Source organism: Psychrobacter aquimaris, from assembly GCF_016107525.1.
Lineage (GTDB): Bacteria > Pseudomonadota > Gammaproteobacteria > Pseudomonadales > Moraxellaceae > Psychrobacter > Psychrobacter aquimaris.
The window spans coordinates 107,531-130,373 of sequence record NZ_JABASR010000009.1; the positions used below are offsets into that span (position 1 = coordinate 107,531).

A 22,843-nucleotide genomic window follows, 5' to 3' on the forward strand; every position below is an offset into this window, starting at 1 on the left:
TGCCCCATAACTACCAGTATTACTAAGATTTTTAAGAGCAATAAATTCTATGGTTAATGTCTCAGAATCTAGTCCTATCGATGATAAAAAAGCCCGCCTTAAGCATCTGATTAAGCACCTGCCAAATCTGCCAGGGGTATATAAGATGCTAGGAAAAAACGGCGATATTTTATACGTTGGCAAAGCCAAGTCGCTAAAAAGCCGTGTGAATAGCTATTTTGCTAAAACGATTGATCATCCAAAGACGCGGGCGCTAGTAACACGGATTCATAATATTGAAACCATTATTACCCGTAGTGAGACCGAAGCATTATTGCTCGAGCAAAATCTGATTAAAGAGCACCGCCCGCCTTATAACGTGCTATTGCGTGATGACAAATCTTACCTTTATGTGTTTATTTCAGCGGACAAACCTTATCCAAGATTGGCTTATGGGCGCGGTAAAGGCAATCACCAAAAAGGTCGGTTCTTTGGGCCTTTTCCTTCTGCTCATGCGGCTAAAGAGACATTAGTTTTGATGCAAAAAATGTTTCAAATGCGCCAATGTACCAATACCTTTTTTAAGCAACGTAAGCGTCCTTGTCTTGAGTATCAGATTAAGCGCTGCCGTGCGCCTTGCGTGGGCTTGGTATCGCCAGAAGAATATGCAGAAGACGTCAACAATACCATTCGTTTCCTAAAAGGTGACTCTAGCGACATTCACAGCGCTTTGATTGAAAAGATGGAAGCTTCGGCTGAAGAATTAGACTTTGAAAAAGCGGTATTTTATCGTGATCAGTTGTCTATGCTACGTGAAGTACAAGCTAAGCAAGCTGTTTATACCGTACAAGGTGAGGCAGATGTGATTGCTATTGCTAGTCAGGCAGGCATGACCTGTGTCAACGTACTGACCGTACGTGGCGGCCGTGTATTGGGTGGTAAAAACTACTTCCCTGATGTTGATAGTAGTGAACCACTAGCTGATAATTTATCTGCCTTTATTACTTCTTTTTATTTTCAGGTAACTGATGATTTACCCGCAGAAATTATCTTAAGTCATGAGTTAGCTGATCAGGTGGCAGTGAGTGAGGCGTTGGCGACCCATTTCGGTAGTAAGGTCGCCATCAAAACCAATGTACGTGAACATCGTGCAGAGTGGCTAGACTTGGCTAAATTAAACACCAATAATGCATTAAAAACCAAGCTGGGTGATTATTTAGAGTTGCATGCGCGTTTTGGTGCCTTGAAGGATGTGTTGGCAGATGTTACTGAGCGCACCATTGATCGGATTGAGTGTTTTGATATATCTCATACTATGGGTGAGGCGACTATTGGGAGTTGTGTGGTATTTGACCAAGGTGGCTCGCGTCGGCGTGATTATCGCCAATATGCGATTCATGACATTGTCGGTGGTGATGATTATGCCGCAATGAAACAAGTACTGACACGCCGTTATAAGAAGCAGCCGTTGCCTGATTTGTTGCTGATTGATGGCGGTAAAGGGCAGCTTGGTATTGCCAAAGAAGTATTGACCGAGCTAGGTATTCTTGGTGATACCTTGCTGATTAGCGTGGCAAAAGGCGAGGGGCGTAAGGCTGGGCTTGAAGTGTTGCACTTTATCGATCATGAGCCGTTAGATTTACCGATGGATAGCAAGGCGTTGCATTTACTGATGCATATTCGCGATGAGGCACATCGTTTTGCCATCACTGCCCACCGTAAAAAGCGTGACAAGCGTCGTTCTTCATCAGTGTTAGAAGTCATACCTGGATTAGGTGAAAAGCGCCGCCGTGATTTACTCAATCATTTTGGCGGTATGCAGCAATTGCTTGGTGCCTCGCAGCAGGAATTGGCAGGTGTGCAAGGAATTGGTCCGATACTCGCGAAAACGGTTTATAAAGTGCTGCATGAATAATTTAGGCAATGTTCGCCAAATGTAGGTTTCTGATAATAACGTTTGAAAATAAAAAGAGGCTGTCTTAGAATTATCTAGGACAGCCTCTTTTTAGGTTCTGTTGGAAACTGCACTACTGTTCATTACTTTTTCTTCTATAAGTCACAAATTTAAAATCCAATTCACTTTTTTCATCATGCATTTGCTCAGATTCTTCTGCCACTGCAAACTCATTTGGCAATTCAGGATAAAAAGCATCACCATCAGTGATTTCAGTATCGACGTGAGTCAGCTCAATACGGTCGGTATACATCAAGGCATCGCTAAAGACGCGCTCGCCACCAATCACCCAAATCGTATCAAGATGCGCACCATGTGCCAGACTTGCTGCTTGCGTTAATGCATCATCTAAATTATGCACCACATGAGCATTGCTTTTGCCGACCAAACCTTTTTGTTCGGCATAATCTAGCTGGCTGCTGATGATGAAGCTCACACGTTTTGGCAAAGGCTTGCTGCCCATGGATTCAAAGGTCTTACGACCCATAATGACGATACCTTGAATCGCACCATCATTTTGTTTGGTCGTCATGCTTTTAAAATGCTGCAAATCTGCTGAGATATGCCACGGCAGCTCATTATCTTTGCCGATACAGCGGTTGATACTGATAGCTGCGATTTGGGCAACTTCGGTGTGGGCATAACTCATAACGTATCCTTTTTATTGTCTTTAACATGCTACTTTTTTTTAAAACTTTCAATTAGACAAACGCTAGACCGCAACCTTTGCCTTAATCGCAGGATGCGACTCGTAACCATCAACGCTAATGTCTTCGTATTTGAAAGCAAAAATATCATTCACATCAGGGTTGAGCGTCAGCGTTGGCAGCGTATATAGCGACCGCGTCAACTGTAATTCAACTTGCTCGCGGTGGTTTTGATAGATATGACAATCACCACCCGTCCAGATAAATTCGCCCACTTCTAATCCGCATACTTGAGCGACCATATGGGTAAGCAAAGCATAACTGGCAATATTAAATGGCACACCTAAAAATAAATCTGCTGAACGCTGATAGAGCTGGCACGACAGTTTATTGTCTGCCACAAAGAACTGAAATAGAGTATGGCAAGGCGGCAGCGCAACTTGATCTGCTTCACCGGGATTCCAGCCAGATACAATCAAACGTCTTGAATTAGGATTGGTCTTTATTTGCTCAATGACTTGGGTGATTTGATCGACACCATCATTATTGTAGCTTCCATCTTCACGCTGGCTTGCGCCATAATTGCGCCATTGATGACCATAGACAGGCCCTAAATCACCAGCAGGGCGATTAAAGCGCGCTGTCTGTTCAGCCGTTGACCACTCATTCCAAATGCGTACGCCATTGGCTTGCAGATAATCAACATGTGTACTGCCACTTAAAAACCAAAATAGCTCATAAACGATAGATTTAAAGTGGACTTTTTTGGTGGTTAATAAGGGAAAACCATCAGCTAAATTAAAACGTAGCTGCGCGCCAAAGTGGCTCAGCGTACCAGTGCCAGTACGGTCGCCTTTTTCAGTGCCTTCAGTGAGGACAAGACGCAGCAAATCTAGATAGGCTTGCTCGTTTTTACTCTGCTTGTTGTTACTAATAATGGAGTTGCTCATGGTCATAAAATTGCTCTTCTACGCTATTAAAACGCATAGTTATATTGTTTTTTAACAGGCTACTTGATGTGAATTAGTGCTTAATAAGCCGACTGCTTACCCCAGTCATAGATGCCACGTTTATAGGCGTAGATAATTAGGAAGAGGCCAATAATAATCATGGGAGCACTGAGTATCTGTCCTTTGGTCATCCAACCTAACAAAATGAATCCTTGGTCCATGTCTGGCTGACGGAAAAACTCAATGATAAAGCGGCTAAAACCATAACCCAACATGAATACACCGGTCACTGCCATACGTGGACGAGGCTTTGATGAGTACCACCACAAGAACAGAAACAATAATAGACCTTCGGCAAAGGCTTCGTATAGTTGTGATGGGTGACGAGGTAATAAGTACTGACCATTGACCTCAGTCATAATGTCTTGCAGCGCAGGATTGGCTTGTAGTTGCTGCATATCAAAGCCAGCCGCTTGGGGAAAGTAGGTGAGCCAATTGTAACCACCATCAGAAACGCGACCCCACAGCTCGCCGTTGATGTAGTTACCAATTCGCCCAAACAATAAGCCAGTTGGTACGCAAGGAACGATAAAATCGAGCACCTGAAACGGGGTCTTTTCATATTTACGAGCAAAGTACAGCATACCCAGCATGACACCGATCAGGCCACCATGGAATGACATGCCGCCTTCCCAGACCTTGAATAGGTAGGCAGGGTTTTGTAGTAGCTCACCAAATTGATAAAACAACACGTAGCCGATACGACCACCCAAGATGACGCCCAGTGCGCCAAAAAACACCAAGTCCGAGACCATATCAGTGGTCCAGCCCTCACGCTTGGTGCTGCGATACCATGCCAGTCCGTAGGCGGCAGCAAATGCCAGTAAATACATCAGTCCATACCAGTGGACTTCGACGGGCCCAAGTGCCAAGGCGACAGGATCGTACTGAGGGTGAATCATCATAAGAGTGTCATAATATTGATAATAAAGTGCTGACTATAATAGCAAAAATAGCCAGTTAGGCATACCAAATTACGGTGAGGCTAATCTCACGGTAACAACTTATCTGCTACGGGTAACATCTAGAAAGAAAGCCAGAAAACCGCTAAGATATAAAAAAATTGCTGAAGATAAGTATCACAAGAAATATTGCGTCGTTTTATTTTATGAAGCGTTAGATAATGTGGGCTTGCGCTAATGCACTGTATTAATGGATTAACCGTATTTTTAAGGAATGATTATGCAAGCTAAGTTATCAAAAGTGGCAATATTACCTAAGTTTTTATCCTCTAAAAAAGAGTTGATGCCGCTGAGTTTATTTAGCTTCGTGGCTTTAGGTTTGACACCTGCTCAGGCAGCGAACAGTAATATTGAGCAAGTGACCATTTATCAGGGCTTAGCCAGCGTAACTCGTGCTTTACCAATCAATGGTAGCGGTGAGCAGACGCTGGTTTTTTCTTGTCTGTCCCCTTATATCGATAAAGACAGCTTGAGCGTAAAAGCAGCAAATGGCGTCAATGTTGGTGAAGTCAGTATTGAGACTTTAAGCGGTGAGCAAGCAGCGCAGTGTCAGTATCAAGGTGAGGCCAAAGTGCAGATACAGCAAGATAGTTTGGCGGTTATCAATGCTGAGTTAGAAGCAGCACGCTTAGCAAAAGCTTACTTGCAAAATCTAACCAAGGTTACGCAAATCAGTACAGATGGCACGCTTGCCAATAATGCACGAGATTTGGAAACCCAAGCAGTCAGTATCAATAAGCGGATACTAGAAATTCAGCAGCGCCAAGCCCGTGCGCAAGATGTGCTCAACCAGCTAATGGTGGGCAGCGCGACTTCCACTCAAAATAGTGTGACCCAAGTGAGTGTACGCACTGCCAGTCGAGTACCAAGCAGTGTGAAACTGCACTATCAAGTACGCGGCGCGGGCTGGGAGCCAACGTATCAAGCAAGGCTGAATACTGAAACCAAGCAATTAAATATCACGGCCTCTGCGGTTATTGCCCAGCAGACAGGAGAAAACTGGCTCAATGTTCCTTTGATGTTAAGCTCTGTCAATCCCAATCAAACCACCACCAGCCAATTACCCCATGTAGAGCGTTTGTCATTATATGAAGAAGAACAAGCTAAGTTAAGCCGTTATGCGCCGCCTATGATGGAAGCGGCTCCAGTGGTTATTGTTTCGGCAAGAGACAGCTATGGCGATGCATCGACACCCAACATGGCACCGTTGCCAAGCTTTACCGTTAGCAGTCAGAATAAAAACGGTATTACTGAATACCGCTTGCCGCAGCGTATTAGTATTCCAAGCGATGGCAGGCGTGTAAGGACGGTCATTGATGAGCAGTCGGGCAGCAGCAAGCTATGGATTCGTAGTACACCGAGTGTGGAGACAGCTGGTTATTGGTACGCATCTGCACCGTTCTTGACGCCAGCTTGGGTAGATGGTTCGCTACAGTTATACCGTGATAATAATTATGTCGGGCAGGCGCGTTATGGTTACCAAGCGCTCAAAGAGCAAGGTATCGGCTTTGGTATTGATTCTAATACCATCGTAAAGCAGATAGCTGATGAAGATAAGCAGGGTGATAAAGGCGCGTTTAATCGCACGCAAACCTTGACCCAAATACAAGCTTATCAATTTACCAATCAGCACAATCGATCTATGCGTTTACAAGTATTAGGTAGTGAGCCGATTAGTCGCGACGATAGTCTTAAAGTAACCATAACTCATACACCGCCAGTGACTGAGCGTGACTGGAATGACAATCAAGGCATGGTCGCGTGGGAGTTTGATTTACCAAGTAAACAATCGAAAGTCATACAGTCGACCTCTCAGATTAGTTATCCCGCTAGCAAAAACTTATCAGTGAACTAATTTGTCAGTGAACTAAGTTTAAACTGAAATCAAGCTTGGTCATTCGCTAAGTCATGATATGTTATTGAGCATATTTTTAGTCAATTAGGAGTCTTATGTGTATCGTCGCCATCGCTTGGCAACTGTTTGATGAGCTGCCTTTGGTCTTATTGTCCAATCGAGATGAGTTTTTCCAGCGTCCAACTGAGCCACTGCATCAATGGTCTGATCAGCCTATCTATGCGGGACGTGATAGGCAAAGTGGTGGTACGTGGCTTGGTATTCACCAAGAGCAGCGTTTGAATATTGATGAGCAAAACGGACGTTGGGCTGCGGTATTGAATTTTCGCGATGGTGTGCAGGCAGGTTCTGACGAACGTTCGCGCGGTGAGCTGGTAACGCATTTTTTGACCAGTGAGCTGAGTCCGATGGCGTTTGCAAGGCAGATTGATTTGCAAGCCTATGCAGGTTTCAACCTTATCGTTGGTGATGCGACCCAAGCCGTTATCGTCAATAATCGTGGTCATGCTCCCATGCCACTATATGCAGGTTTGCATGTCATCTCCAATGGACAACCTGAGGACAGTTGGTTTAAAACTGACAAGCTACGGGGTAGACTACGCCAAGAAGTGCTGCCATTGATTGCAGAAAACAGCTCTTTTGAATACTGGCAACATGCTGCTTTTGCTGTGCTATCAGACAACACGCAAGCGCCAGTAGACAAACTGCCAGATACTGGCATGTCCACTGAGATTGAGCAAACATTGTCTTCTATTTATATCGAGCCTGTCGCTTTTGGTCATAGCGACAACAGTGTTCCCACTTATGGGACACGCACTCAAAGTATCTTAACCTTGCGCAAAAATGAGAGTCAGCCTTTAGAACTTATTACTCAAATTATAAGCCGAGAATCTCTACATTCAGTACCTAGTAAGTAAAAATTACTGCTTATATTCAGTCATATTTACTCTTAATTTCAGGCGAACCTACAAGTAAGTTTTAAAACCATAAAGTAGTTGTGGTTTTTGCTTTAAAGTGTCACATTTATGGCTTACACTCATTGAGTAGGGTATCAAACCCTATTGTGTCCAATAAGGGTTAAAACAAGGAGTGTGAAATGAGCATGATGAAATCACTAATATTTGTTGAGCCAGGTAAGATCGAAATTACTGAGAAGAAAATACCCGATGTTGGGCCCAATGATGCTTTAATAAAAATCACGACAACGACCATTTGCGGTACCGATATTCATATCTTTAAAGGTGAGTATCCTGTTGCTAAAGGACTAACTATTGGTCACGAACCAGTAGGTACTATTGAAAAGCTCGGTAGTGCAGTGATGGGTTATGAAGAAGGTCAGCGAGTCATTGCTGGCGCGATTTGCCCAAGTTTTACTTCTTATGCCAGTCAAGATGGTTTCCCTTCCCAAGACGGAGGATACATTGGGCCAGATGGTACCTGTGCCTGCCATGGCTATAAAGCGACTGGCGGTTGGCGCTTTGGTAACATCATCGATGGCACACAAGCCGAATACGTGTTGGTACCCGATGCTCAGGCCAACCTAGCACCTGTACCCGATGGCTTGAGCGATGAGCAAGTGCTGATGTGCCCAGACATTATGTCAACAGGCTTTAAAGGTGCTGAAAATGCCAATATCAAAATTGGTGATATCGTTGCGATATTCGCGCAAGGTCCAATTGGCTTGTGTGCGACCGCTGGCGCAAAACTCAGAGGTGCATCAACGATTATCGCTATCGATGGTAATAATGAGCGCTTAGCCATGGCTAAAAAACTGGGGGCAGATATTACCCTCAACTTTAACGAAGTCGATGTCATTGATGAGATTATGAAAATCACTGGTGGTCGCGGTGTTGATAGTAGTATTGAGGCGCTAGGCTTACAATCTACGTTTGAGCAATGTCTCAAAGTATTAAAACCAGGTGGCACACTCTCAAGCCTTGGCGTATATTCCGAAGATTTGAAAATCCCGATGGCACACTTTGCGGCTGGTCTTGGTGATCACACGATCCGCACCGCCTTGTGCCCAGGTGGTAAAGAGCGTATGCGTCGTCTATTGAATGTGGTTGAGTCAGGTCGTGTCGATCTATCAGACATGGTCACGCATACTTACGCGCTAGACGACATCGTAGACGCCTATGACTTATTTATGCATCAACGTGATGGTGTCCTAAAAATTGCCATTAAACCCTAGTTTTGCTCATTGTTAATACAAAAAAGCCTGTATCATTTGATACAGGCTTTTTTGTATATTATGTGAGAAGACAAAATCATAAGTCAGATGTAGAGGTTAGGACTGGATTAAATGATTGTCTTGTTCAGGAAGAATAAGCTCTTGCTTTAGCGGCAATTCACGCACCAGCTCTTGCAATGCACGGCGGTATACCCCACGTTTAAAGTGAATCACTTGTCCGAGTGGATACCAGTAACTGACCCATTGCCAATGATCAAATTCTGGTTTGCCCTCATCAAAGCGGATATGTTGAGTGTTCGTCTCATCTAAGCGTAGCAAAAACCATTTCTGTTTTTGTCCGATACACAAAGGGTGCTGTCCATGTCGCACATAGCGTTTTGGCAGACGATAACGCAACCAATCTTGCGTCACTGCCAATAAGTCTACATGACGCGGATGCAGGCCGACCTCTTCCCAGAGCTCGCGATACATCGCATCCATCGGCGTCTCCCCACGGTCGATACCGCCTTGTGGGAACTGCCAAGCGTTGTGACCAATACGTTTTGCCCACAGAACCTGCCCTTGTGTATTTGCCAAGATGATGCCGACATTGGCACGAAAGCCGTCTGCATCTATCATGATTAAACCTTTTTAATCTATTTAAAATAGCTTATTTCAACCTAAAACCATGTCAATAATCATAATTATTATAGGGTGATTGTTGTCGATATCAGGTTAAAATAAGATTCATTACCGTTATTAAACCAAGAAACAAGCAAAATGTGTAACAGTATTTTGCTATAAAATGTTTCACGAGCTTAACTGTTTAAAATCAACCAGTTATAATTAAACTTTTGTAAGATTTTTGGGGGCTTTATTACAAAGATAGGTTTTAATAATAAGAGGATAGGTAGGAATAATAAAAAGTAGGCGGACGTATGAATGTTAATTCACTTCTAAGAAAATTTTAGTAAAAAGGTCTAATTAGAAATAAGGCTGCAAAAGACAAACAGGTGAGCTATTTATAATAATAATTTATAATAATAATGATTTTGGATGACAAGGGCTCGATAAAATGTGCCATTGGCTTATGCTACACTAGCCAAGTAAAACATATTGTCAGAAAATAAAAATTGGGCAACGAGCTAATTAAAATAAGGAATGGTCAAGATGTCAGAGTCAAAAGCAAGTGTAACGTGGCAAGAAAAAAAAGCATTTATGGGCGTGTCACCATCAGGGCATAATGTACAGATCGATGCCGATAAAGAAAAAGGCGCAAGTCCGATGGAGCTGATTCTATTGGGGCTTGGTGGTTGTGCTAGCTACGATGTGGTAGCAATTTTACAAAAATCGCGCCAAGAGGTGACAGACGTGCGTTGCGAGTTGACCGCTCAGCGTGCTGAAACTGTACCAGCTGTCTATACTGATATACATATGCATTTTGTGGTGACAGGTCAAGATGTCAAAGAAAGCCAAGTAGAGAAGGCAATAAAACTGTCCGCAGAAAAATACTGCTCGGCCAGTAGAATGTTGGTACAAGGTGGGGTGAACGTCACCCATGATTTCGAAGTGATTGCAGGGTAGGGGCAAGTATACTAATGAATGCACTTCTGGAATTAGTCTCTGATACCGCAGCGTCCGCAATTTGGGCGATGGTCGCAGCAAGTTTACTACCGCTTGCCATGGCATTGACAGCGAAAGCTATTGGCGGCTTTAATTTGGCTGACAATGCCCATCCACGTGATTTTTTACAAGGTACGACGGGCGCGGCCGCACGTGCTAACGCTGCCCAGCAAAACAGCTATGAGACGTTGCCAATATTTTTGGCAGCAGTACTGACGGCAATGCTGTTCTTCGTACCACAATCGATTATTAATATACTGGCTTGGTTGTACGTGCTGATTCGTATCGGTTTTTGCGTGGCTTATATTACTAATTTGGCGACGTTTCGCTCCATACTTTGGGTGTTGTCGATTGCTTGTTGTTTGATGTTATTCTATTTAGCGATTAGAGTGAGCATTTAATATTAGTCGTTAGACAGATTGGCTTTAAGATAAAAGCAGCTATTATTGGCGCACACTGGCTTGCAGTGCACTAATGATAGCTGCTTTATTTTTTTCTCGTTTCATACTGTCCCACAATATCTTCGCTTCGCCATAGCCTTTGGTGAGCATCGCTAACCACTGCTTGTAACGACCAACCAATATAACTTCAGTTTTAGCCTGACCTTCCAAAAATTTAATTTGATGCGTGACCATCGCTTTCCACGACAACGTTGCCGCACTTAGCATGGCATCATCTGAACCGCAATCCACACGAGCAATCAAATCGGGACGCGTAACCGCGCCGCGACCTAACATCAAATGCTCTGTACCTGCTTGTAGCATACAATTTTGCGCGTGCTCTGCGTTCCATATTTCGCCATTGGCAATGACTGGAATATCGAGCGCATTAAAACGTTGGATTTTGTCCCAATAGGCTGGCGGCTTATAGCCTTGGGTCTTTGTCCGCGCATGAATAGTCAGCCAATCAGCACCACTATCGTCAATCGCACCACGAATATCATCCATACGACTGGTATCGGTGTAACCTAAACGAATTTTGGCTGAGACTGGAATATGAGCGGGAACAGCTTGCCGCACCGTGCTGATAATCTGATACATGGTTTCGGGTTCATCCAATAATACTGAGCCACCACGGTGACTATTGACCGTCTTGGCAGGGCAACCAAAGTTGATATCAATGGCAGGCGCGCCAAGCTCACAGGCGTATGCGGCATTTTCTGCCATGAGTTGCGCTTCACTACCGAGCAACTGGACATGAATAGGCGTGCCACAGGCAGTTTTAGCATCATGACGCAATTCTGGAACGTATTTATAAAATACATGCGCGGGCAAGACATGCTGAGTCACACGAATAAATTCGCTAACCGACCAATCATAAGGGCGACCCAAGTCTGCCGCAATTTGCGTTAGGATTTGCCGCATTAATGGATCGGTCAAACCTTCCATTGGCGCAAGGAGGCAGACAGGATTGGCGAATAACTGACGGATGGTATTTTGACGTGTTTGAAGTTGCTGACTATTATTCATGCTTATTGTTCACTGCTAAAAGGGTGCTATTAAAGGTTGCCATAAAGAAAGGTAGGTTAGAGGTTTAGAGTGGCAAATACAAAGATTGATTAACTGAAGAAAATTATGTATTACCAAAAATCACTTTTTTGCCCGTCTGCAAGCCTGATATCAAGTCTTTAATATTATGGATGTCCAAATTGCTCTGGGCACGCGTGCAAGCGACGTAGAGCAAACGCAACTCTTCAGGGCTGATCTTGACCGCATTGGTCGTCACATCATAATAAAAATCATCGTCCAACTGTACCTTTCCCCATTCAAGCCCTTTGGCTTTATGAGCAGTTGAGATGACATAGTCGGCATTTTCGATACTGGTGAGACTATTGACCGCTTGGCTCAGGACATTGGTGCCATGATCGTCGACCAACTTGACCAGAGTTTTTAGATCACTACCTTCATTGGTTTCAGAATACTCTTGCACATCACCCCAATTATAAAAATACGCCAGTTCGGGTACGCCGTACGCCGACTTACCGTTTTTTAAATTTTCGGCTGCCTGACAGAATTTAAGCATACGATCGGTATCTGCTTGTAGTGCCACACGGTGACCGAGTTTGAGTCCAGTCAATAATTGCGACATAGCTGCCGCATTGGTTCGGCAAAGGATGGCATCTTTTTTACTATGTACCATGCCTTTATCGGTAGAAGATTGCTTATTCGGATTGCCTTTTAACGGGACATCTTCTTGCAATGCTTTGAGTAAGGTATTGGCAATTTCAGCAATCGGTTCGCCAAAACGAAACGACTGGGTCAATAAGGTTTGTGGTAAGGGTAGTTTTTTCATGGCATTGACTGCGCCGCGCCATTCATAAATCTGCTGATGCGCATCGCCCACATAAATCACTTGCCGTGGCTGCTGCGTCAAGATACCCATCATTAATGGATCGGCATCTTGGGCCTCATCAAACAAAATAAAGTCCGCGGGAATACTTGGTTTAGACAATGCCCACAGTTTGAGGTAAATATCATGCCCAATACCCGCAGGATGACGCGCATCGATCGACTGTAGCCAGCGCTGCTCAACGGCAGGGTAGAGCATTTCACGCAACTGCTCGGCATCTGACTCATCGAGCCAACTTGGGAACAATATATGCCTTGGCGCAGGATAGCTGGCATGCGTACTACAGAAATTGCTGACGGCATCACTGACAAAACGCGATAATCGGGCTGGCGTAAGGGTAATATATTTGTTTATACCATCCATTTGCCGACGTACTTGGACGGGCTGCAAACCCAAATCATCACCCAGACGTTTGGGTGAAAAACGCGGCAACGACAGCTTAGCAGTGATATCACGGGCGACATGCCGATAAGCAAGTGAATGAAAGGTGCGACACTCTACATGCGGTGGAAACTTTGAGCGTGCATCATTGGCAATCGCTTTGTTAAAGGCTAAATATAAGCCGCGTCCACGCAAACGCTCACCAATCAGTTTTAAGGTCGTCGTCTTACCAGCACCCGCATAAGCCACCACTTTAAATGATTTGTGATCCATCGCCATGTTGAGCGCGCTCAGCTGCTCATCAGTGGGATCGCTCATATAAGCTGGCATAGATGCGGACATAAAAAATTACCTAAAAGAGTAAGACGGGTCAAAAATGACGGAGGTAAAAAAAGCCACTGCATAGACAATGGCTGACTCGTCATGTGTGCTTGCAAAATACTTGCAAGCACACATGACAATAATAAAAAAACTGATAGAAAATAAAGATGGAAATAAGCAGGTTATATTAACAGATTAGCGCGTTGGCTGTTTTTGGAATAAGTGTCTGACAAGTGATGCTATTCTTTATTTAACCCTGTATCGCTTGCTAAGGTAGGATTGCGCTCTTCTTTAATTAAAATTTTTGCTAAAAATAATCCTAGCTCAAACAACAACCACATCGGAACGGCGAGCATCAACATCGATACCCCATCAGGGGGTGTAACGACCGCAGCAACGGCAAAACAGCCGACAATAATATAACGGCGTTTATCTTCTAAGCTCTGAATGGAGACGACACCAGTCAATATCAATAGCAAGGTGACGACTGGAATCTCAAAAGTTAAACCAAAGACCATAAATAGTTTGAGTGCAAAACTTAAATAACTGTCGATGTCAGTCATTGGCAAGACGTTCTGCGGCGCGAACATAATAAAGAATTTTAGAACCCCTTTAAGGACAATAAAATAAGAGAAAGCCACACCCGCATAAAATAGAAATATAGAAGACATCAAAACGGGAATCGCGATTTTTTTCTCTTTTTTATATAAACCGGGTGCGACAAACGACCAGATTTGATAAAGAATATAGGGCATTGCAAAGAATGCTGCGACAAAAACAGTCAGACGTATCGGTGCCATAAAGTTGGAAGTGATATCCGTCGCGATCATCGTCGAGTTGGCAGGCAACTGGGCAACCAATGGGTCGGATAAAAAATCATAGAGCTCGCGTGAAAATCCGACCAATGCTAAGAATATGACCAGTACGGCAACGCATATCTTAATCAGATGACGACGCAGCTCAATCAAATGCTCGGTAATCGGCATATCGCCCAGTGAGCTTAGGATATCGCCAGAGTCGTCAGTATTGCTGTCGACATTACTATCAATGGAAGCTGTTGAGGTATCGATATCTGAATCCGCGACTTTTTCTTGACGGCTTTTTTTACGTTTAAATAAGCCCACTAATTACTCTCCTGCTCATTAACAGAAGCCTGTTTAGGTAAAGGACTGTCTAGATGGCTGTTTAGTAAGATATCGGCTTTATAATTTGGTAAGTAGGGCGGTTGCGGCAAACGACGCGCTTTATCATAAGCACCAAGACGAAACCACATATTTTCCCACGGTCTAGTTGTGATGGTTTGAATCACTTGATTGGCGTTATCACTAAAGTCAGTTTTTAGACTGTCGTTATCACCTTGTGCCGGTGACTGCTCAGAGCTTTCTGATTTTTCATCCTGCCTATTACTATCGTAGGCGTAGTCAAAGGCTTTTGGCCTCACTGGTCGATTATCATCATTCTCACTACTGGCTTGGCTACTTTGTCTAGGCTTATGGTCATCGATTGGATCACGTGATGATTTTAGATGTTGGTTTTGCGAGGATTCAAACTCTTGCATACTGCCGCGCATCTCCGCCATCTCGCGCCTCATATCTGCTTCAGTCTGGCGAATTTTGGCAAGCTCTTTTTGCATAAGCTGGCGGGTCTCTGCCAAATCAAGCTCAGCTTCGATTTCAGATTGCAGGGTGGATACCGTGCGGCGAATTTTGGCATACCATTGCCCAGCTGTACGCGCTGCCTGTGGCAGTTTTTCTGGGCCCAAGACGATTAGGGCAATAACGCCAAAGAGGAGTAGTTCAGAAAATCCGATATCAAACATAATGTTCCGATGTCACTGTCTAGATGCTATACATTATGCTTGTCATCAACCTTAGTGGTTGTTGGGCGCTCTTCAGTGTGTGCGTTGCCATCATGATCGAGCACCACCTGCTTTTTAGCATGCTCAGTATTTTCGTCTTTGACCGCTTCTTTGAAGCCTTTGACTGCACCGCCCAAATCTTTGCCAGCATTTCTGAGTTTTGAAGTGCCAAACACGACAACGACAACGACCAATAGTATCAGCCAATGTGTAATAGAAAAACTACCCATAAAGGTATCCTTGTGTCTTGGTTTTCAGTCTTTGTACGCCTACTTTGGGTTTATCGAATATCGTTATACCCAATAAAAAGCCTCGACATACAATGCGAAGTGAAACAGAGCTATATTATAACCTGCACTTGTGACAAAAAGGTGAAAGCAACAATAATCAAACAGGGCAATGGCTAGGCTTATAAAAACTATCTAGCAGCTTTTTCATCGATACCTGATAACCCAAAACGTCTTCCTAGCTCATTTAACACCGCATCCGACTCTATATCGAACCACGCCAGTCCAACCAATGTATGAAACCAGACATCGGCCACCTCATAGATGAGCTCATGACGAGCATCATCGTATTGCGCTTTGTTTTTATTTTCGTCGCAATTGGCAAAATCTTTGGCGGCGATGATGCTTTCAGTACTTTCTTCGCCCACTTTCTCTAAGATTTTATTCAAACCCTTTGCGTATAAGCTGGCTACATAAGAGCTGTCGGCATCAGCGAGTTTACGTTCTGCCAATACACCGTCAAGCTGTTGCAAAATAGAGCGATTAGTAGTGTCATTGGTATTGACATCTGAATGGATTACATCGTGAGCCTGCGTCTCATTAGTTTTAGGAGTGGCTTTTTCTGCATCGCTTGAATGATAAATATCAGCAGGGTCTTTTAATACCTTATCGACGGTTTGCCATTCAGGCGTTTGACCAGATAAATCTAAACGCTGATAAAAGCAAGACTCGCGACCAGTATGGCAGGCGATACCGCCAGCCTGAGTGACACTAAGTACAATCACGTCTGCATCGCAGTCCAAGCGAATATCATGTACGGTCTGAGTATGACCTGATGACTCGCCTTTATGCCATAATTTAGCACGTGAGCGCGAAAAATAAACCGCTGTCTGCGTTTGCGCGGTCAATTGTAGTGCTTCGGCGTTCATCCAAGCCATCATCAAAATACGCCCAGACTCATGATCTTGAGCAATTGCAGGAATCAAACCATCATCATTAAATTTTATGGCAGCCAGCCAAGCAGGTAACGTCATAATATATCTGTCTTCTTATTTATATAGAAATCAAAGGGTAATAAAGGAATCGTAACTGATTCTATCTATGGTCTGAGTAAAAAAGCGATTGGCGTTAGGGCTTGTCCTCCATTCAATCGATTATCCTCTAAATGGGCTAAAAATGGCTAAATTTTGCCAAACATCCTCAAATAGCTTATCAATATCTCGATATTATTTGCGCTACTTTCCTTGTTTGACGGCAATTTATCTCATTTTTATCACCATTTTTAAAATGAAGACCCGCCCTAATCATCAATATTAAATCCTGTATAGATGTGGGTATAGAGCTTCTTTCATCGTTTTATCAAGTGCAATCGACTTATTGAGGCGAAAGTCATAGTTGACAAAATGCTGCCGCGCTTTGGCTACGGTTTCACCAGTATACATCCGTGTAACTTTTATCACTATATTGCCGCCATTATCATATATTGGCTCAACGCCTACTTCAAATAATAGCTCTTCGCGCGCCCGTATGCGACTGACAATAATCAGCTGTAACTCATCGATAATTAAACCGTGATAATCTGCATCGATCTCTTTAATGCCTTTAGAGTAAAAAAATCTCTGTCGCGCCTCACATAACAATGCCGTCAATGATTCGAGTGTCAGGTATTGAGCCATATCAAGCTCAATATGACGCACGCGCATCACTGTTTCAAAGACAAATATGTTGTTATCAAAGTCTAATTCTTTTTTTGACACGTTATCTCCTAGATTGATTGCAGTCTATGAGTTCTGCTAATCATGGTGTAGGTTGGTAGCGTCATAATCGTTGTAACCGTATGATATACGCTCGATAAGTGTGATCAATAGCCTTGTCTTATGAGCACGAAGCTTATACTAAGGTTCAGTCTCTACTTAAGCACAGCTTAAGCTGACATTCAATCTATTTGGTGGTAAATCCGTAGTTTTATGAGTGTTTTGACTAAAATATTTATAAATCGGCTCATACTCGTTATCCACTGTCATGCCTATCAGGCTAGGAGTAAAAGTTTCCTTGGCAAAACAGCGCATTATCTGCTAAAATACCGCCTCCCACCTCGAGGCAAATAGAGGTTTAGTGCCTGTTTTTACAGCCACTAATCATTATTGACTATTTGACGACCAGGTTCTAAAACAGAAAAAGAGGCAAATCATCATGAAAAATAAGATGAAAACCAGAAGCGGTGCAGCTAAACGCTTCAAAAAAACAGCGAACGGCTTTAAGCGTAAGCAAGCATTCAAAAGCCATATTTTGACCAAGAAATCACCTAAGCGTATTCGCCAGTTGCGTGGTCTTAAGTTGGTGCACAAGTCTGACGAAGCAGCAGTTCGTCGCATGTGCCCATACATCTAGTAGGCTATCGTCATTTATCTTTAATTAAGCGCTGTTTAATTAATAGCTATTGAATTAAAAATATATGACTTTGCAATTTGATAACGATGTCTATTATCCGATGACATCGTGATTCGTTTAATAATGATTAAAAATATCTTGGAGTAATTTATGGCCCGTGTAAAACGTGGTGTACAGGCGAATCGTCGTCACAAAAAAATCCTAAAACGCGCAAAAGGCTACTACGGTGCCCGTTCACGTGTTTACCGCGTAGCGGTACAGGCAGTGACCAAAGCTGGTCAATATGCTTATCGTGACCGTCGCAACAAAAAACGTACTTTCCGTCGTCTTTGGATTGCACGTATCAATGCTGGTGCACGCTTAAACGGCTTAAGCTATAGCCGCTTTATCAATGGCATGAAAAAAGCTAACATTGCAATCGATCGTCGCGTACTTGCTGACATCGCTATGCATGATGCAGCGACTTTCACAGCATTGGTCGAAAAAGCTAAAGCGGAACTAGCATAAATATTAACCTTCCTAATTAGTTACGCTGCTTTTTAAGTCGTTATTGATAAGTAGTTATCTACATGGATAGGAATAATATTGATTAATAGTACGATATTAATAAAAGCTACCGCTGGTCGGTGGCTTTTTTTATATCACATTATCTTAATACCTAATGTCACAGCATTTTTTTAGCACCAGAGCTAAATATACTTTGTTGCGATAGCTTTTATCATCGTCTAAATATTCAAGCCATTCATATCACTAGCCTGTATTTGAAAATGATTGGGTAAATGGTTTGCAATATTTGGACAAACCCCTACAATTACCAATCACTATTATTAATAGTCCGTTTAAATCAGGAAGAATGCATCTTATGACTACCCCTGCTGCTACCACCGATTTGTCGGCGCTACCGACCTTGTCCACAGAGCTAAGCGAGCTTAGTGAAGCTCAGCTAAATGAGTTGGCCAGTGCCGCTGAAGCCTTGATTTTACAAGTAACCGATTTGCGTGCGTTGCAAGATTTGCGTGTGCAATTGACCGGTAAAAAGAGCCCATTAACTGGCTGGTCAAAGCAGATGGGTAAACTCAGTAGCGACGATAAAAAAACCTACGGCGGCTGGTTACATCAAGTCCGTAGCCGTATTCAAGAGGCATTGACGGCGCAGCAGCAGCAGCTAGAAGTCGCCGAGTTAAATGCCAAGCTTGCAAGTGAGAGTATTGATATCACTTTGCCTGCTCGCGGTGGTCAAAAAGGTCACTTACATCCCGTGACGATGATTACCCAGCGTATGCAGCAGTATTTTATACAAGCTGGTTTCAACGTTGCTACTGGTCCTGAAGTTGAGAGCGATTACTATAACTTTGAAGCGCTCAATATTCCGTCGCATCATCCAGCACGTGCGATGCACGACACATTCTATTTTGATGCGCATTATTTACTGCGTACACATACCAGCCCAGTGCAAATTCGTACTATGGAAAAGAATGAGCCGCCGATTCGTATTATTTGCCCAGGCCGTGTCTATCGCAATGACTCGGATCAAACGCATTCGCCGATGTTTCATCAACTAGAAGGGCTTATGGTCACAGAGTCGAGCACTTTTGCAGAGCTAAAAGGCTTGATTAGTGAGTTCTTAGAAGCGTTTTTCGCCAAAGAATTGACCGTGCGTTTCCGCCCGTCATTTTTCCCGTTTACCGAGCCTTCTGCTGAAGTCGATATCCTTGATGATAATGGCAAATGGCTTGAAGTCATGGGCTGCGGTATGGTGCATCCACAAGTGCTAACCAACTGCGGTATTGATGCAGAAAAATATACTGGCTTTGCTTTTGGTATGGGTATTGAGCGCTTTGCGATGCTGTATTACGGTATTGATGATTTGCGCCTATTTTTCCAAAACGACGTACGCTTCTTAAAACAGTTTGGCTAGCGTTTCCTTTGTTAATATGACAGGTTAATACGTCACCCTTTATACTAAAATCTTTATTATAAAATTCTGATCCGAGATATTTATGAAAATTAGCGAACAGTGGCTACGTCAATGGGTAAATCCCAACAATACCAGTGAGCAATTGGCCGAACAGCTGACCATGGCTGGGCTAGAGATTGACGATCGCTTTGCGGTCGCCCGTGCCTTTAGCGGTGTGGTCGTCGGTGAAGTCATCAGCGTCGAGCAACATCCAGATGCTGATAAGCTACGCGTCACACAGGTAAATATCGGTGGAGCTGAGCCGTTACAAATCGTTTGCGGTGCACCCAATGTGACTGTTGGTATGAAAGTACCTGTTGCCACCGTTGGTGCCGTTTTGCCCAGCGATGACTCAAAAGGCTTTAAAATTAAAAACGGCAACCTACGTGGTGTCGCTTCTAATGGCATGCTTTGCGGTGCGTCAGAAATTGATTTAACCGATAGCATTGATGGTCTGCTTGAGCTGCCAGCTGATGCGCCAATCGGCATGGATATCCGTGAATATTTAGGCTTAGACAACCAGATATTGGATATTTCTATCACGCCAAACCGCGGTGATTGCTTTAGTGTACGTGGTATTGCACGCGAGATATCAGTGATTAATGATTTACCAATGCAGCCACCTGAGATTCCTGCCAATGTAGCAGGCGCTGATAACGGTGCTGATACTCCTACGGCAGCTGTAACAGTCAGTGCAGTTGAAGCGTGTCCACGTTATTTACTACAATCAATCAGTAACATTGATCGTAGTGTCGACACCCCAAAGTGGATGCAAGATGCGCTAGTTCAATCAGGACTACGCTCACACAACTTTTTGGTTGATGTGACCAACTATGTATTGATGGAATTGGGTCAACCGCTGCATGCTTTTGATGCCGATACCATTGTTGGTGATATCGTTGTGCGTTTGGCACAGCCTGAAGAAACGATTACTTTATTGAATGAGCAAACCATTGCTTTAACTGGTGATGAATTGGTTATTGCTGATGATAAAGGCGCACTTGCACTTGCCGGAATCATGGGTGGTCAGCGTAGTAGTGTCACTGATAGCACGACCAATATTATTGTAGAGAGTGCTTTCTTTAGCCAGCTTGCTATTGCCGCTCGCGCACGCCGTTTTGGTTTGCATACCGATGCCTCACAACGCTTTGAGCGTGGGGTAGACTTTGAGTTGCCAGAGCTGGCACTGGCACGTGCTGTTGATTTGATTACTAGCGTTACTGGTGGGCAAGCCGGACAAATAGTGAAAGCGGAAAGCAGTGAGTATTTACCAGCCCGTTCACCGATCACCTTGCCAATCACTAAAGTTCGTGATGTCATCGGTATTGAGATTGATCCGTCAGAGATGGTGCGTATCTTAACCCAATTGGGCTTTGAGGTAGAGCAACAAGCGGATAGCCTGATTTGCACGCCGCCATCTTATCGCTTTGACATGAGTATCAAAGAAGATTTGATTGAAGAAATTGCGCGTATCTATGGCTATGACAATATCCCAAGCGTATTGCCGCATTTGCAAGTCAGCATGGATTATGACGATACGGCGGACTTGACGCATGAGATGAAGCTGGCGCTGGTCGATAATGGCTATATGGAAGCGATTAGCTTTAGCTTTAGTGATGCAAAAATAGAAGCCTTGCTTGATGATAAAGCCTTAGGAGAAGTGTTGGCATTGGCCAATCCTATCTCTAGCGACTTAGCCGTGATGCGTCGTACTTTGCTATCAAGCTTATTGCCTTGCGTACAATACAACCTCAATCGACAGCAGCCACGCGTACGTTTCTTTGAGACTGGTCTAAGCTTTGTTGGTCAGAGTATTAGTGACTTAGTACAAACGCCTAGTATTGCGTTGGTAGCAGTCGGTGATGTTTGGAACGAGCAAGCGTATCAAAATCGTGCGTTAGACTTTTATGATCTTAAGCATGATATTGAGCAGTTATTATCTGCGCAAGTGGATAGCGCTCGTATTCGCTATGAGCGTAGTGGCCTTGCCTTCTTGCATCCGGGTCAAAGTGCCAAGCTCTATATTGATGATGAGTATGTCGGTTGGTTGGGTCAGTTGCATCCTAACACAGCTAAGCAGTTAGATTTGCCAGCTACGTGGGTTGCTCAATTATCACTTGCGCCGCTATTGACACTTGCTCGTGAGCAGCATGCTATCACCACGCCAAGCAAATTCCCGCAAGTACGCCGTGATATTGCCATTTTAGTAGACAGTGAGATCAGCTTACAGACATTAGAGTCGACGATACGCGCGGCAGCTGGCGAGCTATTGGCTGATCTCTGGCTGTTTGATGTGTATCAAGGCGACAACGTACCAGCTGGCCAGCGTTCTTTAGCTTTTGCTCTGATATGGCAAGATAATGCACAAACGCTATCTGATGAAGCGATTAAAACCGCGACTGATAAAGTGGTACAAGCGCTAACGGAGCAGCATGCTGCAAAGTTGCGTGACAGCTAACATATAGCTTTTATCATAGACCATGCTCTGTAGCCTCACTCTTAAAGAGACTATGGGGCATTGCTATTTGTAAGAATTATAATTTTATAAAAGTTTTTTTTCATAAAAATAGTTAAGTGGTTATTAATAAAGGATTTTAAAGCAGTCTTTGTTAAAAAGTGGCCAGAAAACCTTTATAATAATTGACATTAACTCTCATACCGCTAAACCATGATATTCGACATCACGACATAGCATAGGAGTCGTACTGTGAGCACCTTAACCAAATCTGACATGATTGAGCATTTGATGAATCATCTTGACCTAACACGTCAAGAAGGCCGCTGTTTGGTAGAGAATTTCTTCGATGAGTTGTCAGAGAGTTTGATTGATGGCAAAGAGGTCAAGCTTTCAGGCTTTGGCAACTTCGAGCTTAAAGACAAAAATAGCCGTCCAGGCCGTAACCCTAAGACGGGAGAGCCTGTTGCGGTATCTGCACGCCGTGTGGTGACCTTCAAAACAGGGCAAAAATTCCGTCAACAAGTTGATGAGCGTTTATTTGACGAGTAGTATTAATTATTGACCGTACAAGACTGACCATATAAAGGTTTCATGACTTCATGATGGTTTTTTAAGTTTTCTATTTGTTGTCAATCTAGGATTGGTTGTCTATGTTTGATAAGAAGCATTTAATATCATAAATGACCATGAACGATGATAAA

22 protein-coding genes are annotated in these 22,843 nt (G+C 43.6%); 11 read left to right on the plus strand and 11 right to left on the minus strand.

Annotated elements, in window-relative coordinates; all coding sequences use genetic code 11:
• The first annotated feature begins 49 nt into the window (after positions 1–49).
• Positions 50–1,894, plus strand: a complete 1,845-nt coding sequence (gene uvrC, locus JFC10_RS09560) for an excinuclease ABC subunit UvrC (RefSeq protein WP_198332634.1) — start codon at positions 50–52, stop codon at positions 1,892–1,894.
• Between the two features lie 112 nt (positions 1,895–2,006).
• Here uvrC and JFC10_RS09565 read toward each other — a convergent pair whose 3' ends face one another.
• The 3 genes from JFC10_RS09565 to lgt form a co-directional block, all read right to left on the minus strand.
• Complete coding sequence (locus JFC10_RS09565) at positions 2,007–2,582, minus strand: dihydrofolate reductase (RefSeq protein WP_198332635.1); 576 nt, start codon at positions 2,580–2,582, stop codon at positions 2,007–2,009.
• Between the two features lie 63 nt (positions 2,583–2,645).
• The gene (locus JFC10_RS09570) at positions 2,646–3,536 is read right to left on the minus strand and encodes a thymidylate synthase (RefSeq protein ID WP_193012069.1); all 891 of its coding nucleotides are present in this window, start codon (positions 3,534–3,536) and stop codon (positions 2,646–2,648) included.
• Between the two features lie 74 nt (positions 3,537–3,610).
• Entirely contained in the window at positions 3,611–4,495 is an 885-nt protein-coding gene (gene lgt / locus JFC10_RS09575; protein WP_198332636.1) for a prolipoprotein diacylglyceryl transferase, read from the minus strand.
• A 277-nt stretch (positions 4,496–4,772) separates the two neighbouring features.
• Between lgt and JFC10_RS09580 the strand changes: the two genes are divergently transcribed.
• The 3 genes from JFC10_RS09580 to JFC10_RS09590 all read left to right on the plus strand — a co-directional run bounded on the left by JFC10_RS09580 (position 4,773) and on the right by JFC10_RS09590 (position 8,598).
• Complete coding sequence (locus JFC10_RS09580) at positions 4,773–6,407, plus strand: DUF4139 domain-containing protein (protein ID WP_198332637.1); 1,635 nt, start codon at positions 4,773–4,775, stop codon at positions 6,405–6,407.
• A gap of 95 nt (positions 6,408–6,502) precedes the next feature.
• Complete coding sequence (locus JFC10_RS09585; RefSeq protein WP_198332638.1) at positions 6,503–7,324, plus strand: NRDE family protein; 822 nt, start codon at positions 6,503–6,505, stop codon at positions 7,322–7,324.
• A 185-nt stretch (positions 7,325–7,509) separates the two neighbouring features.
• Positions 7,510–8,598 carry an NAD(P)-dependent alcohol dehydrogenase gene (locus tag JFC10_RS09590; protein ID WP_265091184.1) on the plus strand — a complete coding sequence of 363 codons (1,089 nt, stop codon included), beginning with the start codon at positions 7,510–7,512 and terminating at the stop codon, positions 8,596–8,598.
• Positions 8,599–8,694: 96 nt separating this feature from the next.
• On the opposite strand, the gene JFC10_RS09595 is transcribed toward JFC10_RS09590, so the two are convergent.
• Positions 8,695–9,216 carry an RNA pyrophosphohydrolase gene (locus JFC10_RS09595; RefSeq protein ID WP_193012079.1) on the minus strand — a complete coding sequence of 174 codons (522 nt, stop codon included), beginning with the start codon at positions 9,214–9,216 and terminating at the stop codon, positions 8,695–8,697.
• 531 nt (positions 9,217–9,747) lie between these two features.
• Between JFC10_RS09595 and JFC10_RS09600 the strand changes: the two genes are divergently transcribed.
• Together JFC10_RS09600 and JFC10_RS09605 are read left to right on the plus strand one after the other, a co-directional pair.
• On the plus strand, positions 9,748–10,161 hold the full coding sequence (locus tag JFC10_RS09600; protein WP_198332640.1) for an OsmC family protein: 414 nt from the start codon (positions 9,748–9,750) through the stop codon (positions 10,159–10,161).
• 14 nt (positions 10,162–10,175) lie between these two features.
• A complete protein-coding gene (locus JFC10_RS09605) occupies positions 10,176–10,601 on the plus strand; it encodes an MAPEG family protein (protein ID WP_198332641.1) in 426 nt (141 codons plus the stop codon).
• A gap of 42 nt (positions 10,602–10,643) precedes the next feature.
• On the opposite strand, the gene JFC10_RS09610 is transcribed toward JFC10_RS09605, so the two are convergent.
• From JFC10_RS09610 to JFC10_RS09640, 7 genes are all read right to left on the minus strand, one after another.
• Positions 10,644–11,669, minus strand: a complete 1,026-nt coding sequence (locus tag JFC10_RS09610; RefSeq protein ID WP_198332642.1) for a tRNA dihydrouridine synthase — start codon at positions 11,667–11,669, stop codon at positions 10,644–10,646.
• 103 nt (positions 11,670–11,772) lie between these two features.
• Positions 11,773–13,272 carry a UvrD-helicase domain-containing protein gene (locus JFC10_RS09615; RefSeq protein ID WP_198332643.1) on the minus strand — a complete coding sequence of 500 codons (1,500 nt, stop codon included), beginning with the start codon at positions 13,270–13,272 and terminating at the stop codon, positions 11,773–11,775.
• Positions 13,273–13,490: 218 nt separating this feature from the next.
• Positions 13,491–14,375: a twin-arginine translocase subunit TatC gene (tatC, locus tag JFC10_RS09620; protein ID WP_198332644.1), complete on the minus strand. Its 885-nt coding sequence runs from the start codon at positions 14,373–14,375 to the stop codon at positions 13,491–13,493.
• The gene (tatB, locus tag JFC10_RS09625; protein WP_198332645.1) at positions 14,375–15,070 is read right to left on the minus strand and encodes a Sec-independent protein translocase protein TatB; all 696 of its coding nucleotides are present in this window, start codon (positions 15,068–15,070) and stop codon (positions 14,375–14,377) included. The genes tatC and tatB overlap by 1 nt, the downstream gene beginning before the upstream one ends.
• Before the next feature lie 26 nt (positions 15,071–15,096).
• Positions 15,097–15,339, minus strand: a complete 243-nt coding sequence (gene tatA / locus JFC10_RS09630) for a Sec-independent protein translocase subunit TatA (RefSeq protein ID WP_198332646.1) — start codon at positions 15,337–15,339, stop codon at positions 15,097–15,099.
• A 188-nt stretch (positions 15,340–15,527) separates the two neighbouring features.
• Positions 15,528–16,370, minus strand: coding sequence for a bifunctional phosphoribosyl-AMP cyclohydrolase/phosphoribosyl-ATP diphosphatase HisIE (gene hisIE, locus JFC10_RS09635; RefSeq protein WP_198332647.1), 843 nt, complete (start codon positions 16,368–16,370; stop codon positions 15,528–15,530).
• A 279-nt stretch (positions 16,371–16,649) separates the two neighbouring features.
• On the minus strand, positions 16,650–17,093 hold the full coding sequence (locus JFC10_RS09640) for an acyl-CoA thioesterase family protein (RefSeq protein WP_198332648.1): 444 nt from the start codon (positions 17,091–17,093) through the stop codon (positions 16,650–16,652).
• 436 nt (positions 17,094–17,529) lie between these two features.
• On the opposite strand from JFC10_RS09640, the gene rpmI reads away from it, so the two are divergent.
• The 5 genes from rpmI (at position 17,530) to JFC10_RS09665 (ending at position 22,691) form a co-directional block, all read left to right on the plus strand.
• Positions 17,530–17,727 carry a 50S ribosomal protein L35 gene (gene rpmI / locus JFC10_RS09645; protein ID WP_011514608.1) on the plus strand — a complete coding sequence of 66 codons (198 nt, stop codon included), beginning with the start codon at positions 17,530–17,532 and terminating at the stop codon, positions 17,725–17,727.
• A gap of 150 nt (positions 17,728–17,877) precedes the next feature.
• Positions 17,878–18,234, plus strand: coding sequence for a 50S ribosomal protein L20 (gene rplT / locus JFC10_RS09650; protein WP_011281252.1), 357 nt, complete (start codon positions 17,878–17,880; stop codon positions 18,232–18,234).
• Between the two features lie 355 nt (positions 18,235–18,589).
• Positions 18,590–19,645, plus strand: a complete 1,056-nt coding sequence (gene pheS / locus JFC10_RS09655; RefSeq protein ID WP_198332649.1) for a phenylalanine--tRNA ligase subunit alpha — start codon at positions 18,590–18,592, stop codon at positions 19,643–19,645.
• Positions 19,646–19,727: 82 nt separating this feature from the next.
• A complete protein-coding gene (gene pheT, locus JFC10_RS09660; RefSeq protein WP_198332650.1) occupies positions 19,728–22,142 on the plus strand; it encodes a phenylalanine--tRNA ligase subunit beta in 2,415 nt (804 codons plus the stop codon).
• 249 nt (positions 22,143–22,391) lie between these two features.
• Entirely contained in the window at positions 22,392–22,691 is a 300-nt protein-coding gene (locus JFC10_RS09665; RefSeq protein WP_193012104.1) for an integration host factor subunit alpha, read from the plus strand.
• Positions 22,692–22,843 lie beyond the last annotated feature (152 nt).